The organism is Pedobacter aquatilis, assembly GCF_032678405.1.
Classification (GTDB): Bacteria; Bacteroidota; Bacteroidia; order Sphingobacteriales; family Sphingobacteriaceae; genus Pedobacter; species Pedobacter aquatilis_A.
On record NZ_JAVTSJ010000005.1, the window covers coordinates 204,109 to 223,402 of the forward strand.

Below are 19,294 nucleotides of genomic sequence, written 5' to 3' on the forward strand. Positions count from 1 at the left end.
TTAAAATTAAATTGCTTTTTCCCTCGAAATTACAGCCAGGATTAGAACAACAAATGCTTAACCGTTAAGCCATTATTTATTAACTGCTTTAACGAATCAATACCTATTCTTAAGTGTGTTTCTACATATTTTTCTGTTACACTGCTATCACTTTCAGCTGTTTTAACACCTTCAGGTATCATCGGCTGATCGGAAACTAAAAGCAGCGCTCCGGCAGGGATTTTATTTGCAAAAGCTGTGGTAAAAATTGTCGCTGTTTCCATATCGACCGCCATAGCCCTTAACGTTTTTAAATATTTCTTGAAATCTTTATCATGCTCCCAAACACGTCTGTTTGTTGTATAACAGGTTCCTGTCCAGTAATCTCTGCCATGGTCGCGAATGGTTGTAGAAATCGCTTTCTGTAACGCGAAAGCCGGCAATGCAGGCACTTCCGCAGGCAAGTAATCGTTTGAGGTACCCTCTCCTCTTATTGCTGCGATTGGCAAGATTAAATCGCCAAGCTGATTTTTCTTTTTTAAACCACCACATTTACCTAAAAACAGTACTGCTTTAGGTTTTATAGCAGTTAACAAATCCATCATTGTTGCAGCCAGCGGGCTGCCCATGCCAAAATTAATAATGGTAATACCGTTTGCAGTTACACTTTGCATTGGCTTATCTAAACCCATAATCGGGGCATTATCATTCCATTCAGAAAACATGGTTACATATTTACTGAAATTGGTAAGCAGGATATACTCTCCAAACTGATCCAATGGTCTTCCGGTATACCGCGGCAACCAGTTTTTTACAATTTCATCTTTAGATTTCAATCCAGGTTTTACCGGACTTTCAACCTCTTTTATTTTTTTTGAATTCTCTACTACTGATTCGTCTTTTTTTACGTCTTTTTCTTCGTTCATATATTTTTATTCCTTTCAATAATATAAGACAATAATTTCAAAATAACAAATTTCGTTTAAGCTACGCATTAACATGGTTTTAAATGAACGTATCAATTTCGAAATAAAATCTTAAGGTTAAAAAAAATCCCTCCCGATGCTCGGGAGGGATTTGATTTTTTTATGCGGCCTTTAATTTTTTAAAATCGGCCTTTTCAAATTTCTCTATGGCATATTCGAGATTGATGTGTAATTCTTTCACATCGCCCTGCGTTGGCGTATCAAACATTGCATCGAGCATAATAGCTTCGCAGATTGACCTTAAACCACGTGCACCAAGTTTATATTCAAGCGCCTTATCAACAATAAAATCAAGCACTTCATCATCAAAGATCAATTTAACATCTTCATAATCAAAAAGCTTTTCGTATTGTTTTGTTAAAGCATTTTTAGGTGCTGTAAGGATGTTTCTAAGCGTAGCTTTATCAAGCGGATTTAAGTGTGAAAGAACCGGAATACGACCAATTAATTCGGGAATTAAACCAAATGATTTCAAATCCTGTGGCGTGATGTACTTGTACAGGTTTTTAAGATCTAAAACCGTATCGTCTTTCTTCACTTTATAACCTACAGCCTGTGTACGCAATCGATTAGCAATTTTACGCTCAATACCATCAAAAGCTCCTCCACAAATAAATAAAATGTTATTTGTATTAACAGGAATCATTTTCTGATCAGGATGTTTACGTCCGCCCTGAGGTGGAACATTAACAATAGTTCCTTCTAAAATCTTTAACAAAGCCTGTTGCACACCTTCACCAGAAACATCGCGGGTAATTGATGGGTTGTCGCTCTTACGTGCTACTTTATCAACTTCATCGATATACACAATTCCACGCTCAGCCGAAGCCACATCATAATCTGCAGCCTGTAATAAACGGGTTAAAATACTTTCAACATCTTCTCCTACATAACCCGCTTCGGTTAAAACGGTTGCATCACATATACAAAATGGTACATGCAGAATTTTTGCTATGGTTTTTGCCAGAAGCGTTTTACCCGTTCCGGTTTCACCAACCAGCATAATATTCGATTTTTCTATCTCTATCTCGTCTTTATCAATTTTTTGATTTAAACGTTTATAGTGATTATAAACCGCAACCGACAAAACCTTTTTAGCATCATCCTGACCAATAACATACTGATCAAGGTGCTGCTTAATCTCAAGCGGCTTTAATAAGGTAAGTGTCGACTGAATACCTTTGCTGTTTTTCGTACCTAACTCCTGCGCAAGCAATTGATTAGCCTGGGTAACGCATTTATCACAGATAAATGCATCCATGCCTTCAATTAGCATTAGTGTTTCATGCTTGCCAGAGTGGCAGAATGAGCAACGGGATTCTTTATTTTGTTTCGCCATCTTTTTTCGAGTTTCTCGATAATACTTCATCTACCATACCAAATCCTTTTGCTTCATCAGCAGTCATCCAGTAATCACGATCTGAAGCTTTCTCTACCCAGTCGTAACTTTGTCCTGAATGCTCAGAAATAATATCGTATAATTCTTTTTTAAGCTTTAACATTTCTCTTAAGTTGATCTCCATATCAGATGCCACACCTTGTGCACCTCCTGATGGCTGGTGAATCATTACCCTTGAGTGAGGTAGAGCAGCACGCTTACCTTTAGCACCCGCTACCAGTAAAACCGCACCCATTGATGCTGCCATACCTGTACATATGGTTGCTACATCAGGCTGAATATACTGCATCGTATCATAAATACCTAAACCAGCATATACGGAACCTCCTGGTGAGTTAATGTAAATCTGAATGTCTCTATCGGCATCTGTTGATTGCAAAAACAATAACTGCGCCTGAATGATATTCGCATTCTGATCATATATTGCATCGCCTAAAAAGATAATGCGGTCCATCATTAACCTAGAAAAAACATCCATTTGCGCTACGTTCAACTGGCGTTCCTCTATAATATACGGCGTCATGTTCTGAGGGTTCAGATTAGCCTGTGCAATAAATTTATCTACGTGTAAGCCGCCAATCCCCTGATGTTTAACGGCAAATTTTCTGAATTCTTGTGAATCTATGTTCATATCTTTGATTAGGGTTAAGCTCCTGGTTTTGATTTTTCATCCAAAACCAATCGACTGTAATTTTAACTATTATTTCTTATAGCTGGTTAATTTCCATGCCAATTTATTTATTTATCTCCTAATGTAAAGCAATTATGTTGCAGAAATAAAAAACTTGCTTTTTAAAGATAAAACAATTTGAGAATATGAGCTCAAAAAAAACACATAATACTCAACAAATGAGCCAATTAACACTAAAAAACAGTTAAAAATCTTATATAAAATAAAAGCAACCTTTCGAGTTGCTTTTATTTTATATATAAGTAACGACTGCCATTCGGTCAGTCAAATACATTAAGCTTTCGCTAATTCGACAAATTTATCGTAATCAATTGCTTTATCTTCTAAAGTAACGATAGATTTAATTTGTTCGAAAGTTTTTAAAGCTTTTACTTCTTCAAAAGTACGGTTAGCATTTTCTTTATCCTGTAAAAACTGAACGGCATATTGCGCAAGCTGATCTTCAGGAAGCGGACTTGGACTGTACATTCTGAACTGCGCATCTAATTTTGCTTTAGCTGCCTGCACCACATCTTCGTATTTAATTTCGATGCTGTTATCTTTAATGATTTTGTTTTCGATTAAAGTCCATTTCAAGTTCTTAGCGAAGTCATCATAACCTTCAGCCAGTTCTTCGTCGGTTAATTTTTCGTTTGTTGCTTTTAACCAACGACGTAAGAACTCGTCAGGTAATTCGAAGTTATGTTTTGCTAAAAGCTGCTCATAGATATCGTTTGATAATTTACGCTCAGCATCTTGTTTAAACATGCTTTCTACTTCTTCTGTAATTTTTGCTTTGAAACCAGCTTCATCAGTTACTGTACCTTCACCAAAAAGTTTATCAAAAAACTCCTGGTTTAAGTCAGATTCTTCTAAACGGTTAACGTTTTTAACCGTTAACTGGAAACTTGATTTTAATTCTGCTGCATCTTCTTCAGAAATATTCAATGCTTTAGCAATTACTGCAGCATCGCCAAAAGCTTTCTGAATATCGATGGTAACTACATCATCCTTTTTTAAACCTACTAATGATTTAAGGATTTTTTTGTCTGTTACCTGATCTAAACGAAGCGTTGCCGTGTTAGTGATTCCACCTTCGAAAACAGAACCGTCAGCACCTAACTGTACTAACTCTGCATAAAGTACATCGCCTTCAGCCGAAACCTCAGGATTTGTCATTTTGCCATAACTGCGACGGATATTTTTAATACGTGTTTCTAAAGTTTCTTTATCAGCTTTGATAACGTATTGTGTAAATTTATCTTTTGATGAAACATTAACATCGAAAGCAGGCGCTAAACCTAATTCATAATCAAATTCGAAATCATCAGTGTTATCCCATTTGAATTCTCTTTCGTCGTCCATTTTTGGAAGTGGCTGACCTAAGATTTCTAATTTTTGTTCAGTGATATAATTTGATAAAGTATCGTTTAACAGGTTATTTACCTCTTCAACCAGAATACTTTTACCATACATTCTTTTAATGTGGGCTGCTGGCACCATTCCTTTACGGAAACCTGGTAACTGTGCTTTTTTAGCCTGGTCTTTAATTGCCTTATCTACTTTGGCGGTATAATCTGCAGGTGCAATTTTGATTTTTACAACAGCATTTAAATTGCCGGTTTTTTCCTGTGTAATATTCATTTTTTTTGAATCAAGGTTTTTTAAAAAACAAAACCGTTCCGATGTTTAAATCGAAACGGCCTTTATCTTATTGTGCGGAAGAAGGGACTCGAACCCCCACGCCGTGAAGCGCCAGATCCTAAGTCTGGTGCGGCTACCAATTACGCCACTTCCGCAGTTAGGATTGATTAAGGACTGCAAAGATAGAAATTAGAATGAAACTTCAAAAGGGTTTCGTGATATTTTCTAATTTATTTTATCAAAACAATGCTAAGTAGCTAATAATTAGCACGAATAATTTTTACAGTTTTACAAGGGTTACATCAACAAGTTCTGGTCCGCCCGATAAAGGATAGCCGGAAACCTTTTTTCCTTTTATTGTAACCTTCTTATCCAGGTATGGATCTAAACTAAACGTACTCTTCAAAGCATAAGTTTTATCGGCAGTTTTGAGGATGTGTGTACCATATTGATAAGTAGTCATACCTATTTTTTGAATGGTACCTGTTGCTGTAACGTGTGTTCTGGTTTCAGAATCTTTCATTGATGTACATCCTGAAAATATGGCTACAAACAGTGACAATGCTAATATTTTTTTCATAACGGAGATGGATTTTAGATTTTATAGTTCAGCAAATTTAGAAGAAATAATGGCAAAGCACTAATAAAGTAGTTTTTGAAATTCGAAAAAATACTGAACGGCTTTAACCAGACGGCTTCCATACCAGCTAAACATTTCCCCATCAACAAGTATAATTTTAGCTTCGGCGATTTCGGCCCGAATTTCTTCGATATGCTTTTCCTTGAAAGGATAAGGTTCTGATGGAAGCAGGATCAATTCACAATTTAAAGTTTTCAGTTGCTGGAGTGTGATTTCCGGATAACGCTCTTGCTGAATAACATTTACCATCCCATTGGTAAGCAAGACATCATTAATGAAAGTATTCTTTCCTGCGCTCATGTAAGGGTTACGCCAAATCAGGTATGCTACTTTTATATTTATCTGGTTTTGAAGCGCTAATGTTCTTAAATCGTTAAAACCCGCTGAAATAAGGTGATTTAAATAGGAAGCTTCGGGAGCCCGATCAACCAAATCCCCTATTTCGGTAATGGTTTTCATGGCATCATCTACGGTAAAGATATCGCTCATCCAAACGGGGAAAAGATCAGCAAGTTCTTCTACATCACTTTGTGTATTTTCTTCTTTATTACCAATAATTAAATCGGGCTTTAAATCTTTTATCAAATCGATGTTGAGCTTTTTTGTTCCACCGACTTTAGTACGCCCTGCAAATTTTTCGATTGGATGAATGCAAAACTTTGTTAATCCGATAATTTCTTGATCAAGACCTAAATCAAACAACAGCTCAGTTTGGGAGGGTACTATTGAAATTATCCTTTTTGGTGGAAAATTTATAGTGATTTCCCTTCCCATCTGGTCGGTAAAAGTTTTTTGCATGTAGCAAATATACTCGCTTAGTTAATTTTAAAAATTATAAAACCCAAAAACTGTTAATTAAACCTTTACATCATCTTTGATAACACCATCGGCGATATGAAGAATCCTGTTGCCATATTCTGCATTTTTTTCCGAATGTGTAACCTGGATAATAGTGATCCCTTCTTCTTTGTTTAGTTTCTGAAAGAGTTGCATAATTTCTTCGGCCTGAGTAGACTGCAGATTCCCTGTAGGTTCATCTGCAAGAATTATTGAAGGTTGTGCCGCCAAGGCTCTTGCAATACCTACGAGTTGTTGCTGACCACCCGACAATTGATTTGGAAACAAATCTTTCTTCGCGACAATATTAAAACGGTCGAGCAAATCGGCTATGCGGCTCTTACGTTCAGAACTTCCAATTTTTTTATAAAGCAAAGGAGCTTCAATATTTTCATAAACAGTCATTTCGTCAATCAGGTGGTATGCCTGAAACACAAAACCAATATGGTTACGATACAACTCAATGCGTTTTCGTTCATTTAAACTGGTTACATCTTCACCCATAAATTCGTAATTGCCATAGGTTGGCTCTTCGAGCATACCCAGTATATTTAACAATGTAGATTTTCCGGCGCCGGATGGCCCCATAATGGAAACAAATTCGCCCTGTTTAATCGTTGTCGTTACATGGCGAAGCACATAATGCTTAATGCCTTTACTTGAGTAATATTTTTCAATGTTTTTTAATTCTATCATATTTTTAAGTTTTAAAGTAGCGTATTTGAGGTTTTGACGTGCTATTCACATCTTTTGCCTCAAACTATACAACTTTTATTCATATTTAAGTGCATTAACAGGGTCGGTTACTGCAGCTTTCCTTGCCTGAATACTTACCGTTAGTACTGCTATTATTACCGAAACCAATGTGGCTACGAGGAATGGAATAAATGGCATATCAATGCGATAAGCAAATCCATCGAGCCATTTTTTTATGATGATGTAAGCAATTGGCCAGCTAATTAAGTTTGCCACGATAACGAGTATTAGAAATGATTTGTTCAATAGGTTTACAATCTGAATATTCGACGCCCCAAGCACTTTTCTTACTGCTATTTCTTTTGTCCTGCGTTTTGCCACAAAGGTTGAAAGCGCAAATAAACCCAATAGTGATAAGGAAACAGAAACCACGCTAAAAAGGATAATCATATTCATAAAGCGATTATTATCTTCAAGACTACGCGAAAAAGCATCATCTAAGGAAGTGTATTCCATCGGAAAGTTAGGATATAAAATTTTCCACTCCTTTTCAATCTTGCTGATAATTTCTTTGTATTGAGCAGTGTTGAAACGAACAAGCAAATTGTTTGTACTCGAAGTTCCACCAAGGGAAGTTACCTTATAAACTGTTGGCAAAACTGTTTTATCAAAACCTTCGTTATGGTAGTTCTTGATTACGCCTACCACCTGAAAAACGTTGTCTTTTCCTTCCCAATCCGTTTTATGATAACTTTCGCCAACCACATTCTTACCAAACAAATTAGCGGCTGCCTCATTTAAAACCACTGTATTAATCGTATCCTGCTTATATTCTTTAGCAAAAATCCTTCCCTGCAATACTTTTACGCTTAGTGCAGGTAATGCATCCATCGTAACGGTAACTGTGTTTAGGTTTATTGCATTGCCTTTGTATTTAACTTCTTCGGGTACATTAAAAGTGTTTCCCAGAATCTGCGTAGTGGTTGCGACATACTGCACACCTGGAATTTTCTTTAAACGTTCGGCAAAATTATCTTCATAGTTTGATTTTATGTTGATCATGTTCCCTCTTTCAAAGCCTAAATCTTTATTACTCATAAAGCGTGTTTGCATTTGCATTACACCAATAGAAATAATAAAAGTAACCGAGATTATAAACTGAAAGATAACCAGTACATTTCGCAGGGCGATACCACGCAAGCCGTTTTCATAATTTCCTTTTAGAACAGACACTGGATTGTAGTTTGATAAAACCCAGGCCGGATAAAAACCAGCAAGCAGGGTTACAAAAACAAACAAAAGCAGCAGCTGGAAGATCATGGCGAACAATCTTGCATTGTGCCAAAAACTTAAGTCGACTTTAAACTGGTGGTTGAAAGTAGGTAACACCACCTCAATTAAAATAATACAGAGAAAAAGTGAGATCATACTCTGCAGGGCAGATTCAATTAAGAACTGTCCGGTTAACTGCTTTTTATATGAGCCCAATACCTTTTTCACGCCAACTTCTTTTGCCCGCTGAACCGACTGTGCTGTAGCCAGGTTAATGAAGTTTATCACCGAAACCAAAAGCAAAAATGCAGAAATAGCAATTACTGGTTTCAGTTTTTCGAACCAGTTAATGGTGTAAGGTGGATTTGAATGAACTGTTTCTAATGGAATTACTTTTAGCCCTGGTAATTTTCCGTCTTTATAAACATCGTTATAGCTTTTCTTTTGGCCTTTTAACAGGTTCTTTTTGAAATCGACATATAACTTTTGTAAGGTTTGGTTTAATACTAATGTATCGCTCGACTTATTAAGCCTTGTATACACCAGGCAATAATTATTATTGGTTGGATTATCCGGGTCTTTATCTTTATCTCCTGTTCTGGTAATCGCATTAAAACTTAAACTTTGTGGCGATGCAGGTTCGCGGACTATGCCAGTAACCGTTAATGCACTTCCTTCATCGCTTCTCCAACGAACGATTTTAACCGTTTTACCCAAAACCTTCGTTGTACCGAAAAGTTGCAATGCCAGCTGCTCTTTTAATACAATTGTGTTTTTATTTTCTAAAGCCTTATCAGCACTCCCCTGCACAAACTGATATGGAAATACCTTAAAAAAGCTACTGTCTGAATCCTTGATTTTATTAATCATAACCGGATCCGCATTATCAATTTTAAGAGAGTAGCCACTGCTAAAATCCCAGTCGTTATCTACCCTGGTTACAGCAATTGCCTGTGGCAATTTTGTTCTTATCAAATTGGCAATCCGACCGTTAGCTATTTCATTCCAATGCTCTTTGTTGTCAGGTGTAAAAAAGTCATGCTTCTCCCTAATCTGGTAAACATTTTTCAGTTCGGGCGACCATTTATCATAGCTTTCTTCATGATTGATATACAAAAGCATTAATACAAAAGCAGTTAGCCCCAAAGCCAGCCCGCCAATATTAATTGCAGCATATATTTTGTTTTTCCAAAGGTTTCGCCAGGCGATTTTTAAGTTTAGTTTGAACATCTTTTTTAAGGTTGAGGGTTGAAAGGTTGGATGGCAGAAGGTTTAAGCGCTTAAGTTATTCATATTTAAGTGCATCAATTGTATTGGCTACCGCAGCTTTATAAGAGCGTATGGAAACCGTAATTAGCGTAATCGCCATCGAAATAAACATCGCGAGCGCAAATGGCCAGATACTAATATCTATCCGGTAAGCAAAACCTGCAAGCCATTTAGAAACGAAGAGATAAGCCAAAGGCCAGGCCACGAGGTTTGCTATAAAAACCATAACGAGAAACGAACCGTTAAGCATTTTTACCAGTTCGAGCGTTGAAGCGCCCAAAACCTTTCTGATGGCAACTTCTTTTGTTCTTTGTGTTGCCACAAAAGAGATTAAGCCGAATAATCCGATGAACGAAATAAAAATAATTACTCCGGCAAAAACTTTAAATAAAATACTCATTACTTGTTCGCTCTCATAATTGTTACGAATACTATCATTTACAAACCTTGAATCGAAAACACCATTCGGAAAAACACTATTCCATACCTTCTCGATAGCAGGCATTGCAGTTTTTATTTGCGCTCCATCCATTTCTATGGCAGCATTCCAATAATCTTTTTTCCCGGGAAAAATCGCCAGTCCCGAAATGTTTTCTTTAAGCGACTTGTCATTAAAATCTTTAACAACACCAACAATAGAAACTGAATTACCGCCCACGTTTATTATCTTTCCAATTGCATCCTGTGGATTGGAAACACCAACTTTATTTAAAAAAGTTTCATTAACTACGCATGCATTTGCAGTATCACTTTTATTAAATACTTTTCCGGCGATAAATTTTAAGTCAAAAAGTTTGAAATAATTTTCATCGGAACGCATATACCTCAACTCAAAATCTTTGTTTTTTACCCCATTATATGTGAAATCGCTAGAATTAACATTATTGGATAATGGAGCTGACTGACAGAAACTAATCTCCTTTACTCCAGGGATTTGCATAATACGCTCTTTAAATGTATTATATTTTGTGAGACCAATGCTATCATTTTGAATGCCAACCATTGTGACCGCATCCGATTTAAAGCCCAATGATTTTTGTTGGATGTATTCCATTTGTCTGATAATTACAAAGGTTCCAATTATCAAAATTACCGTAATTGAAAACTGAACAACCACTAATATTTTTCGCAAACTTAAACCATTATTGTTTAGGGCTATTTTATTCTTTATCGCTAAAACAGGATTAAAACCGGAGATAATTAAGGCCGGATAAAAGCCTGCCAATGTACCGACAAAAAAAACCAGCAAGCCCATGAAAACAAAAATAATTGGATGGCTAAATAAACTGAATTCCATTTCTCCCTTAAATAGATTCTGCATTTGCGGAATTGCTAATTCCGTAATTACGCATGCAATTAATAATGCAATTATGCTGACGGCAAAAGTTTCGGTTAAAAACTGAGCAATGAGTTGCTTACGTTTTCCACCCATCACTTTGCGAACACCAACTTCTTTTGAGCGACTTACGGATTGTGCTGTACTTAAATTGATAAAGTTTATGCAGCCTGTGAGAATCAAAAATAAGCCAATTACTGTTAAACCATAAATTTCACCTTTACTTATTGATGAATCAGCAAAATTGTCATACTTATCATTAAAGTGAATATCTCTTAACTTTTGCAATCTGTTGGTTTGATTACCTGCAATTTTCTCAATTGGATAGTATTTGTTATTGAATCTATCCATGGTTTCTTTCATATCAGAAAGTTTTAAGCCTTCTTTCAAAAGTACATAGCTTGACGAACTCGAATTTACTGAATCCCAATTATCGTTAAATCTTCCCCAATAGGTTTGATAACTGATAATAATTCCTATTGGGAAACTGCTGTTTTGAGGCATATCCTGAATAACACCAGTAACTTTTAAATCCGTTTTATCACCTATTCTAATAATTTTACCAATTGCATTTTCTACGGTTCCAAAAAATTTAGTTGCGTATGTTTTAGAAAGTACAACTGTATTCGGTGCAGAAAGCGCTTCACCGGCTTTACCATTAAGCCAATTTATGTCGCTAAAAACATCAAAAAAATCTGGCTCGGCATAATAAACTGGTTCCTGAGATTTAATTACTTCTACCCCACTTGCATTCTTAACATGAATAATCCCACCACGTTTAACTATAGTTCCAACTTTTTCGAAACCAGCAATTTCATTTCTGGCAGCTGCTGAAAAAGGAATAGGAACACCTGCAGAATAATCATCATAGGCGTTATACTTCCAATCCGTTACAACCCTAAAAATTCTATCCTCATTTTTAAAACCCTCATCAAAACTCATTTGATAACGGATAAAAATGAAAATCAGAATACAACTCGCCATCCCAATTGATAAACCAAGAACATTAATCAGCGTATAGCCCTTGTTTTTCCAAAGGTTTCGCCAGGCGATTTTTAAGTTTAGTCTGAACATCTTTTTTAAGGTTGAGGGTTGAAAGGTTGGATGGCAGAAGGTTTAAGCGCTTAAGCCATCCACCTTCTGCCTTTCATCCTTAGTTATTCATATTTAAGTGCATCAATAGTATTGGCTACCGCAGCTTTATAAGAGCGTATGGAAACCGTAATTAAAGTAATGGCCATCGAAATAACCATAGCTAGTGCAAATGGCCAGATACTAATATCGATCCGGTAGGCAAAACCTGCAAGCCATTTTGAAACGAAAAGGTAAGCCAGTGGCCACGCAACCAGGTTAGCGATGAAAACCATAATGAGAAAGGAACCATTAAGCATTTTTACCAGTTCAATGGTTGAAGCGCCCAAAACCTTTCTAATGGCAACTTCCTTTGTTCTTTGTGTTGCCACGAAAGAGATCAGTCCAAATAAACCGATGAACGAAATGAAAATAATTACGCCGGCAAATACTTTAAACAATGTGCCCATGATTCGTTCTCCCTGGTAATAATTGTTAATTTCTTCATTCAGGAAAGACTCATTGTAAACCGACTCAGGAAAAGTTTTTTGCCAGATACCTTCTACCGTTTTCATCGTTTGTAACATTTGCTTCGAATCTAATTTAATAGCAGCATAGAAAAATCTTGGTTTAAGTGCTCCGATTAAAATCGGATCGATGTTTTCATGAAGGCTTTTATTTTTAAAATCCTGAATTACACCAACAATCGGTGCTTTCATTCCACCCATCGAAATCATTTTTCCAATGGCTTCATTTGGATTTCTAACATTCAGTTTCTTCAGCAAAGTTTCATTTACCAGGTATTCATTGGTTGTATCTGATTTAACCAGGTTTCTACCCGCTGCAAGTTTTAAATCAAATGTTTTCAAGTAATCTTCATCGGCATTTTTTGTATTAACCTGAAATTCGGCATCCTTACCCCCGTTGTACGAAAAAGAATTTCCATTGTTATTCTGTGATGATGGTGCTGTACGGCAAAAACTTACTTCTTTAACACCAGGAATTTGTTTCAGCTGCATTTTGAAAGTGGCAAAACGTGGCGTTGTTAAGCTATCGTTAGGTAAATCGACCATCGCAACCGCTATTGGATTGAAACCTAAAGGTTGTTCCCTGATATACTTCATCTGTTGAAGAATAACCAAAGTTCCTATAATTAAGGTTACTGTAATGGCAAACTGAACCACAACCAGGATCTTTCTCAGGCCCAGGCCTCCGGTATTAGCAACCACCTTATTCTTAATGGCTAATGCGGGGTTAAAACCCGACATTACAATTGCCGGGTAAAAACCTGCAAGCAAGCTTACAAACACAACCAGACAAAACATAAACACCAAAATAACAGGATGTTGAAAAATACTGAAGGATATTTTTGATTCGAATAAACGCTGCATGCCTGGTAAAGCAATTTCGGTAAGCACACTTCCAATAAGTAGTGAAATGAACACTATTGTTAAGGTTTCAGTTAAAAACTGTATAACCAGCTGGCTGCGTTGGCTTCCCATTACTTTACGAACCCCCACTTCTTTTGAACGGCTAACCGCTTGTGCTGTAGCAAGATTTATAAAGTTAATTGAAGCAGTAACCATCAGAAAGAAGCCGATTATAGCTAAACCATAAAGTTGTTTCTTTGGCATAATTTTACCCGAAAAATTTCCAAATTTATCGTTGTAATGAATATCCCTCAAACGTTGAAAAAGATGCCCTTCTTTTCCGGGTGCATTCTCAACATAATATTTCTTTATGAAAGCCTTTAAAGGTCCGTTGAGGGTTTCAACATCAACATTTGGTTTTAGCTTAAAATAACTCTCAGAATTTGAACCTACAGAACCCCAGTTTACCATATTTCTATCTTTAAAAGATTTATATGGAAGCATGATTTTAAGTGGAATGGAATTATTTTCTGCAACATCGTCGATTACGCCGGTAACTGTATAATTCTGGCTGCCATCAAAATTTATGCTTTTGCCTAAAGCAGACTTCCAATCGCCAAAAAACTTATCAGCCATTTCTTTTGAAAGAACAATATTTCCAGGATTACCTAAAGATTTATTGTTACCTGACAACCAGTTGTAATTAAAGACTTCGAAAAAATCTGGCTCTACGTAAAAAACATTCTCAATACTTTTCAGCTTTTCCTTGCCTGATGCATCGACTACCTTAATTAATCCGGCACTGTTTTGAATAGCTGCAATTTTCTCGATATATGGAGAGAAATCGTTTCGCATCGCTGGCGTAAGTGGCAAAGGAACACCCTGTGAGAAGAACTGATTTCCATCAACATAATCCCAACTTGAAACCACACGATAAATCTTATCCTCATTTTTAAAACCTTCATCAAAACTCATCTGATAGCGGATAAAAATAAAAATCAGAATACAACTAGCCATCCCTATGGATAAACCAAGGATATTAATAAAAGTATAACCCTTGTTTTTCCAAAGGTTTCTCCAGGCAATTTTTAGGTTAAGTTTGAACATCTTTTTTAAGGTTGAGGGTTGAAAGGTTGGATGGCAGAAGGTTTAAGCGCTTAAGCCACCCAAACCTTCCATCCTTAGTTATTCATATTTTAAAGCATCAACAGCATTAGCTTTAGCAACTTTGAAGGTTTGCAGGCTAACCGTTAATACAGCAATTATTATTGATGTTAAGAGCGCAAGCACAAATGGCCAGGGGTTAACACTTATTTTATAGTCATATTTATCGAGCCATTTACTTACCAAAATGAAAGCTACCGGAATGGCAATCAGGTTTGAAATGATTACCAGCTTCATAAAATCCTTATTTAGCAGAACCAGAATATCTGATAAGTTTGCGCCCAGCACTTTGCGTATACTAATTTCCTTACTCCGTTGTTCGGCCATGTAGAGTGCCAATCCTAATAAACCTAGGCATGAAATAAAAATAGCGAAGCCTCCGAAGATATTAGAGAGTGCACTTAAAAGCTTCTCGCTTTTTATCTTCTCAGCCAGCCCTTCACTTACTAATTTTATTTCAACCGGATAAGCCGGATTTAGACGCTGACTTACCTGTTTAATGGTGTCAAGCGAGGCCGTTAAAGATTGCCTGGTATTCAGTTTAAGCAACAGCGTTCCACTTTTCCTCACGTTGTAATAGTAAACTGTTGGCGAAACCTTAGCGCCTAAAGATTCGTTAAAGAAATCCTGCACCACACCAACAACTTTTAACGGTGGGTTATCGCCCCAGGTAATAATTGTTCCGACAGGATTTTTTAACTGCATTAATTTAACAGCTTCCTGGTTTAACAATAAAGAAGTAGCGGTATCTGCAGGGAATTCTGAAGAGAAGTCTCGTCCAGCAACAATTTTAACGCCTGCTGTATTGGCAAAATTAAAACCAGTGCTTCTGTAACTAACGATAGAAACGTCGTTCTTCGGCTTATTTGGCCACGAAATATCACCTGTAATGTTTCCTCCACGAGTAAATGAGCTCGCATATTCTGTTGCTGATTCGATTGCGCCGCTACGTTTGAGCTCGTTCTTGAAGATTTCCATTTTACCTGGCTTGGTTAACTCACCTTCAAGATCTATCTGAGCCAGGGCGGCAGCATCAAAACCAAGTGGTTTATCACGCATGTATTGTATTTGGTTGTAAATCACAATGGCGGAAATAATCATGCAAATGGATAAAGTAAACTGAAACACAACAAGCGTTTTACGAATAGATAATGAGCCTGCTGAACCTTTGAAGCCTTTTAAAACCTTTACGGGAATAAATGATGACAGGTAGAAAGCAGGATAGCTTCCGGCCAGTAAACCTGTAATTAATACTAAACTCAGCAATGTAATCCATATTGGTGCCGAACCGTAATTAATTACAATTTTTATATCGAGGAGATTATTGAAGTAGGGTAACGTTGATTCTAATAATGCAAAAGCGATGAGCATAGCAACAAATGACAAGATTAAAGATTCTATCATAAACTGGCTCATGATTGTTTTGCGTGTTGAACCTAAAGCCTTACGAACACCTACTTCCCGGGCACGTTTCTCTGAACGGGCGGTAGATAAATTCATGTAATTAATACAGGCGATTAAAAGCACACAGAAAGCCAGAAAAATAAATAACCTTACCTGGTCTATCCTACCCCCAACTGATTTACCGTTCTGGAAATCTTCGTAAAGATGCATCTTGGCAAAAGGGAATATGAAAGGTTCGTATGTCATTTCCTTTAAATCATGCTCTTTATTTACGATGAATTTCTGCAGCAACTGATTAGTCGATTCTACCGATACCTTATCCTTCAATTCAAAAAAGGTAAAACAAGTAATGGCACCCCATCCGTTTTCTTTATCCTGAGGGTTTAACTGATCGAAGAAAGCCCATGGATGTAAAACATCAAACTGCATGCTTACATTTTTTGGTAAATCTTCGATAACAGCGCTCACCTTAAGTTCCCTCTTTCCATCGTAGCTAATCCTTTGCCCGATCGGGTTTTCATTACCAAAAAGCTTTTTAGCAGTTGTTTCGTTAATAATAACTGAGGCGGGATCGTTTAGTGCAGTGTTTGCATCGCCATAAATAAAATGGTAATCGAAAATTTTAATAAAATCAGGGTCGACGAAGAATGCTGAAAGTTTAAAATTATCGCGTCCATGGCTATACAATTTCACGTTATTTTCATTCGATGCCCTAGCAGATCTTTTAAAGCCAGGCAACTCTTCCATTGCTGCTTTCGAAAGTTTATTAGGTAAGGCCATTGTTGTGGCCAGTTTACCGTTAAACTTTAAATTTAGTGCGGTAATGTAAATTTTATCAATATTTTTAAACTGTCTATCATAACTCATCTCGTAGTTTACATACAAGAGCAACATTAAGCAACAGGCCATGCCAATGGCCAGCCCACCAATATTGATGAACGTAAAACCTTTGTTTCTCCAGAGATTTCTGAGGGCTATTTTAAAGTTTAGTTTGAACATATTTTTTAAGGTTGAGGGTTGAAAGGTTGGATGGCAGAAGGTTTAAGCGCTTAAGCCATCCACCTTCAAACTTTCTGCCTTTCATCCTTAGTTATTCATATTTAAGTGCATCAACCGGATTTGCTTTTGCCGTTTTATAAGCCTGAAAGCTAACTGTAATTAATGCCATGGTTAAAGTACCCAAGGCTGCAACTGGAATAATCCACCAGCTTATTTCGGTATGGAATTCGAATTTATTGAGCCATTTCCCCATTGCCAGATAACTGATTGGGACAGCAATAATTATTGCGACCACAATCATTTTTATAAAAGAAACGGATAGCAACTGCATCAAATTGGTTACTGATGCACCCAGCACTTTTCTTACGCCAAACTCTTTGGTTCTTTGCTCTGCACTGTAAGCCACCAAACCGAACAGCCCTAAACAAGAAACAAAAATTGCAAGTCCGCCGAAAAGATTAGAAAGAATACCCAATGTTTTTTCTGACTTATACTTATCAAGATATATGGTATTTAAAAAATTAATTTCGACTGGATACGCGGGGTTTATTGCCTTGGTAATTCGATTAATTGTTTCAATATTACTTTGCAAGTTATTCGAATTGTTCAGGCGCATGGTAATAGTTCCTGTTTGCGCAGGATTTAAGAAAACCACCTGTGGGTTATTAGATTTATACGGAGAATCCCAAACGTAATCATTGAAAACACCAATAATAAACGCATCTGAACCAAAAATCTTAACTTTCTTTCCGATAGGATTCTTATAGCCAAAAACTTTTACTGCAGAAGCACTAACCATCACAGCGCCTGTATCAGAAGCAAAGCTTTTCGAAAAATCTCTTCCCTGGATTAATTTTATGCCGTTGGTTTTTATGAAATCATAGGTAGTAGCCACCTGATTAAACATAACTGTATTATCTGGTTTAGTCATTCCATCCCACCTGATATCCATAAAATTGCGGCCGTGATGTGAAAGACCAATTGAGGATTGATACATCGAGGTAATTGCCCCTGATTTTAGCATTTCTGTTTTAAACAGCTCATATTTGGTTTTCAATTCACCATCCTGAGGAATTTCTACCAGTGCATTTACATCAAAACCGACCGGCTTATTTTTAATGTATTGAATTTGCCGATAGATTACCAGCGTGGAAATAATGAGAATGATGGCAAAACAGAATTGCCCAACAACTAAAACCTGCCTTAAGCTAACCGATAGAAAACCTTTTGCATTGATTTTTCTTTTGAGTGTTTGTATAGGGTTGAAAGCAGATAAATAAAATGCCGGGTAACTGCCTGCTATCAAACCTGTAGCAATAACAATCCCTAGTATACCCACCCAGCTAAGGGCACTAAAATAAGCTATCCCCAGATTAATATTTAAAAGCTGATTAAACGATGGCAAACAGATTTCTAACAATGCTATGGCAACCACCACGGCAACTAAAGTAAGCACCATCGATTCGGTTAGAAACTGAAGTATTAGTGAAGTCCGGTTTGCACCAATCGTTTTTTTAATACCAACCTCTTTAGCTCTTTTTTCTGATTTAGCCGTAGCCATATTCATAAAATTGATGCAGGCAATTAATAAAATCCCAAAAGCTAAACCTACAAATAGCAAGATTTGCTCAATATCTCCCCCGATTGATTTACCATTTTCGAACTTTCCGAATAAATGAAGTTTGCTTGCCTGGAACAAAAAGTGAGGTTGCGATTGCTGATTTTGTACGGTATTTTCTTTCACTAAGGTTTCAACTTTTCGATTAACCAAATCAATATTTGCATTTGGATCAAGTGAAACCATCGTGACAAAACTGTAGTTAGTCCAGTTTAAGCTTTTAGCACTTTCATCAACCATTTCGTAAAACGACCATGGCATTAAAAAATCAAATCTGTTCGAGCTGTTTTCAGGTAAATCTTTAATTACTCCTGTAATGGTTAGGTTTTCTTTATCTTGATAACGTACAGCTTTATTCAAAACATCTGTTGTACCAAATAATGTTTTGGCCATACTCTCGGTTAAAATTACTGAAAGTGGGTTAAGCATTGCCGTTTTCTGGTCGCCATAAATGAATTGGTAATCGTACATTTTCAAAATATCAGGCTCTGCGAACTTTGCATCCTTCTTATAGCTATTTTGTCCGTTAGCAATTAAGCTTTTCTGGCCGTAATTCATTCGGGCAACATATTTCGCTTCGGGTAAATTCTGTTTTAAAAGCGGTCCCAATGCAGTTGTAGAACCGTTAAAAGTTCCAGCAATTTTATCGCCCTCACCCGGTACATTCGTCATGGCCACATAAACATTTTGCCAGTTTTTAGCCTGTTTATCAAAATTCCATTCGTAGGAAACATATAACAATAGCATTAAACAAGCCGCAAGGCCGATAGCCAAACCAATAACATTAATGAAAGAAGAGGTTTTATTCTTCCAAAGGTTTCGCAATGCGATTTTTAAGTTGAGTTTGAACATTTTAGTAGTATAAAGTGAGCAAAAAGTGGAAAGGAGAAAGCTAAAAGCTATTTTCGTGTTGCTTTTAGCTTTAGTCTTTCAGCTTTCG

12 protein-coding genes and 1 tRNA gene are annotated in these 19,294 nt (G+C 36.7%); all 13 read right to left on the reverse strand.

Features of this window, described 5'->3' with window-relative positions; translation table 11 throughout:
- Positions 1 to 41 precede the first annotated feature (41 nt).
- The 13 genes from R2R71_RS14650 to R2R71_RS14710 all read right to left on the reverse strand — a co-directional run bounded on the left by R2R71_RS14650 (position 42) and on the right by R2R71_RS14710 (position 19,206).
- Positions 42 to 905, reverse strand: a complete 864-nt coding sequence (locus R2R71_RS14650; RefSeq protein WP_316832026.1) for an AMP nucleosidase — start codon at positions 903 to 905, stop codon at positions 42 to 44.
- Between the two features lie 160 nt (positions 906 to 1,065).
- Positions 1,066 to 2,304: an ATP-dependent Clp protease ATP-binding subunit ClpX gene (clpX, locus tag R2R71_RS14655; RefSeq protein WP_316832027.1), complete on the reverse strand. Its 1,239-nt coding sequence runs from the start codon at positions 2,302 to 2,304 to the stop codon at positions 1,066 to 1,068.
- A complete protein-coding gene (gene clpP, locus R2R71_RS14660) occupies positions 2,288 to 2,995 on the reverse strand; it encodes an ATP-dependent Clp endopeptidase proteolytic subunit ClpP (protein WP_316832028.1) in 708 nt (235 codons plus the stop codon). Before clpP ends, clpX begins: the two co-directional genes overlap by 17 nt.
- A gap of 333 nt (positions 2,996 to 3,328) precedes the next feature.
- Positions 3,329 to 4,678 (reverse strand): trigger factor, encoded by a 1,350-nt coding sequence (gene tig, locus R2R71_RS14665; protein WP_316832029.1) that lies wholly within the window; start codon positions 4,676 to 4,678, stop codon positions 3,329 to 3,331.
- 73 nt (positions 4,679 to 4,751) lie between these two features.
- Positions 4,752 to 4,833: transfer RNA gene (locus tag R2R71_RS14670), tRNA-Leu, on the reverse strand.
- Between the two features lie 125 nt (positions 4,834 to 4,958).
- Positions 4,959 to 5,258: a hypothetical protein gene (locus tag R2R71_RS14675; protein ID WP_316832030.1), complete on the reverse strand. Its 300-nt coding sequence runs from the start codon at positions 5,256 to 5,258 to the stop codon at positions 4,959 to 4,961.
- 60 nt (positions 5,259 to 5,318) lie between these two features.
- The gene (locus R2R71_RS14680) at positions 5,319 to 6,116 is read right to left on the reverse strand and encodes a helical backbone metal receptor (RefSeq protein ID WP_316832031.1); all 798 of its coding nucleotides are present in this window, start codon (positions 6,114 to 6,116) and stop codon (positions 5,319 to 5,321) included.
- 57 nt (positions 6,117 to 6,173) lie between these two features.
- Positions 6,174 to 6,851: an ABC transporter ATP-binding protein gene (locus tag R2R71_RS14685; RefSeq protein ID WP_316832032.1), complete on the reverse strand. Its 678-nt coding sequence runs from the start codon at positions 6,849 to 6,851 to the stop codon at positions 6,174 to 6,176.
- 75 nt (positions 6,852 to 6,926) lie between these two features.
- The gene (locus R2R71_RS14690) at positions 6,927 to 9,353 is read right to left on the reverse strand and encodes an ABC transporter permease (RefSeq protein ID WP_316832033.1); all 2,427 of its coding nucleotides are present in this window, start codon (positions 9,351 to 9,353) and stop codon (positions 6,927 to 6,929) included.
- A 55-nt stretch (positions 9,354 to 9,408) separates the two neighbouring features.
- The gene (locus R2R71_RS14695; RefSeq protein ID WP_316832034.1) at positions 9,409 to 11,802 is read right to left on the reverse strand and encodes an ABC transporter permease; all 2,394 of its coding nucleotides are present in this window, start codon (positions 11,800 to 11,802) and stop codon (positions 9,409 to 9,411) included.
- Between the two features lie 83 nt (positions 11,803 to 11,885).
- Entirely contained in the window at positions 11,886 to 14,276 is a 2,391-nt protein-coding gene (locus tag R2R71_RS14700) for an ABC transporter permease (protein WP_316832035.1), read from the reverse strand.
- A gap of 78 nt (positions 14,277 to 14,354) precedes the next feature.
- Entirely contained in the window at positions 14,355 to 16,736 is a 2,382-nt protein-coding gene (locus R2R71_RS14705) for an ABC transporter permease (RefSeq protein WP_316832036.1), read from the reverse strand.
- 91 nt (positions 16,737 to 16,827) lie between these two features.
- Positions 16,828 to 19,206, reverse strand: coding sequence for an ABC transporter permease (locus R2R71_RS14710; protein WP_316832037.1), 2,379 nt, complete (start codon positions 19,204 to 19,206; stop codon positions 16,828 to 16,830).
- Positions 19,207 to 19,294 lie beyond the last annotated feature (88 nt).